This window comes from Acinetobacter brisouii (assembly GCF_008993995.1).
GTDB classification, from domain to species: Bacteria; Pseudomonadota; Gammaproteobacteria; order Pseudomonadales; family Moraxellaceae; genus Acinetobacter; species Acinetobacter brisouii_A.
Genome location: NZ_BKNN01000139.1, coordinates 1 through 2,281, shown reverse-complemented (window position 1 = coordinate 2,281; position 2,281 = coordinate 1). Strand labels below are relative to the sequence as shown.

Sequence of the window (2,281 nt, the reverse complement as noted above, 5' to 3'; positions counted from 1 at the left end):
GTGAGGGTAATGTTTGTTGGCGTGTTAAATCTAAATGATGTGATAAATTCATAAAAAAAATGAGTGTATTTGCATACACTCATTTTTACAGCAATTTGCATTTTTTTGCTTAACTGACTGGCATTACACAGATGTGGGCTTTTTATGCTGGCAGAAGGGTTTATCCTATCTTAGCCAAGATTCTTTTCTTCTTTTAACGCTGCTTGCTGTTCTTTACCCCAGTTAAATTTCTGAGCACATACACCCAAAATTACGATAAATAGAGCCAAGCCAGACGTATAGATGACTTCTTTAAAGTATGTTCCTTCAATCAGCATGGCGATAATTGCACCTACAATGGTGAAGATGACCGCATAGGTTAAACCAGGGAACAACCACATTTTGAACTCAAGTTTCTGACCTGAAGCTTCAATTTTTTGGCGTAAACGCAACTGTGAACAAGCAATCGTTAAGTAAACATACAACGCTGCTGTACCTGTTGCGAGCATAAAGATGTCATAAACATCCATACTGTTTGTTGCTGTTAAAATCGCAGCAAATACTGCAAAGATACAAGATACAAATACACCAACTGAAGGGCTACCTTTACTGTTGATTGAACCAAATGATTTTGGTGCATCACCACGTTTAGATAAAGAGAACAACATACGTGAACAGGTATAAAGTGCTGAGTTAAAGCAGCTACATACAGAAGTCAGTACTACAAAGTTAACGATATGACGTGCTTCAGGAATACCAAGCGCAGTCAATGTTACGCTGTATGTACCCCAAGTTGCATCTTTTAAAAGCGGGTTGTTATATGGGATCAAACATACAGTAATGAACATTGAACCTACATAAAACAATAAGATACGCCAAACAACAGAGTTAGATGCTTTACGAATTTCACGTGCAGGATTATCTGATTCAGCCGCAGCGACAGTCACAATTTCTGCGCCAATATAGGCAAACATCACACCCAGTAAAGCGGTAATAATGGATGAGAAGCCGTTTGGCATAAAGCCTTGTGCAGTGAGATTGCTAAAGCCTTGAGCACCTGGTTGACTCCAAGGCCATATGTGTAGAACAGCTAAGCTACCAATCACCAAGAAGATTACGATGGCGATCACTTTGATTAAGGCAAACCAAAATTCAAATTCTCCATAACTTTTTACATTTTGTAAGTTAACGAGAATCAGCGCCCCAATCACAGCAAACATATATACCCAAATTGGGATGAGCGGGAACCAGCTATTTAAGATTTTCCCTGCAACATAGGCTTCCCAACCCATGAGCAGTGCCCATGAACACCAGTATAGCCAACCGATGGTAAAACCTGCCCAACGTCCAATCGCACGATCTGCATAAGTTGAAAAAGAGCCTGTATCTGGATTGAGAACAGCCATCTCACCGAGCATACGCATAACAAGTAAAATCAATAAACCGCCAAGTGCATATGCAATTACTGCAGCAGGACCTGCCGAAGCAATGACGTTACCTGAACCAATAAATAATGAACCCCCAATTACACCTGCAATCGAGATCATTGTAAGATGACGTGACTTAAGCCCGTGCTTTAAGTCGGAGGTGTTGCCCTCATTTGCTTGCGTCATAAAAAACCTTCACAAAAAAGAAAAAATGAATCGAATTGAACGCACAAGTGCTTTAAGCGAAGTTGCATGTTCCGCAGCAAGCACATGCCTAGCTACCCTGCAAGTAAGAGGAAAAGGAGTTTGAGGCTGTAACATGCTGGGCAGTTACAGCAATATTGGAACAGAGGCGATCTAAACAGATCGTTTGATGACCAGTTGGATGGCGACAGCCGATTGTGGCGACATGCACATAAATTGCTTGATGTGTTGCCATATGATTTTCCTTAATTCATTACTTCGGATTTCGCGGATTTAAGCGCAAATGTCCTGCAAATTTGTTGTAAGACTCGATATTGGACTAAAGTCGAATTAGCTTTTGTTTCAACAGCGTGTGTGACAACAGTTGTGTATGCATACTTCCAGTAACTTTAATTTGTCGTTTAAGTGCTAAAGAAACGAGAGCCATTTAGGACTAGAAGGAAAGAGCTAATGTGAAAACTTCACCAAAAAATTGGCACTAAAACCATAAAAATATTATGTGATTTTTTTAACCAAAAAAAACAAAAAATAGATTAAAAATATTAATTTTCAATAATTTAACGCAAATTCAATAGTGTTGTTTTTTTGTAAATAGATACTAAAAAATGCTTAAAAACATTAATTTAAAAAATACTAAGAATTTTTTTAAAAATATTTAAAATAACGGTCAA

At 38.3% G+C, this 2,281-nt stretch carries 2 protein-coding genes; both read right to left on the bottom strand.

Going from position 1 to position 2,281, the window contains the following annotated elements:
* Positions 1 to 170: 170 nt before the first annotated feature.
* On the bottom strand, positions 171 to 1,592 hold the full coding sequence (locus tag GBN19_RS15205; RefSeq protein WP_151708400.1) for an amino acid permease: 1,422 nt from the start codon (positions 1,590 to 1,592) through the stop codon (positions 171 to 173).
* 88 nt (positions 1,593 to 1,680) lie between these two features.
* Positions 1,681 to 1,845, bottom strand: coding sequence for a hypothetical protein (locus tag GBN19_RS15865; RefSeq protein WP_171494509.1), 165 nt, complete (start codon positions 1,843 to 1,845; stop codon positions 1,681 to 1,683).
* Positions 1,846 to 2,281: the final 436 nt, after the last annotated feature.

Excerpts from the sequence above, each read along its gene's own strand:
- GBN19_RS15205 (WP_151708400.1), bottom strand. The coding sequence starts at position 1,592 with ATGACGCAAGCAAATGAGGGCAACACCTCCGACTTAAAGCACGGGCTT.
- GBN19_RS15865 (WP_171494509.1), bottom strand. The coding sequence starts at position 1,845 with ATGGCAACACATCAAGCAATTTATGTGCATGTCGCCACAATCGGCTGT.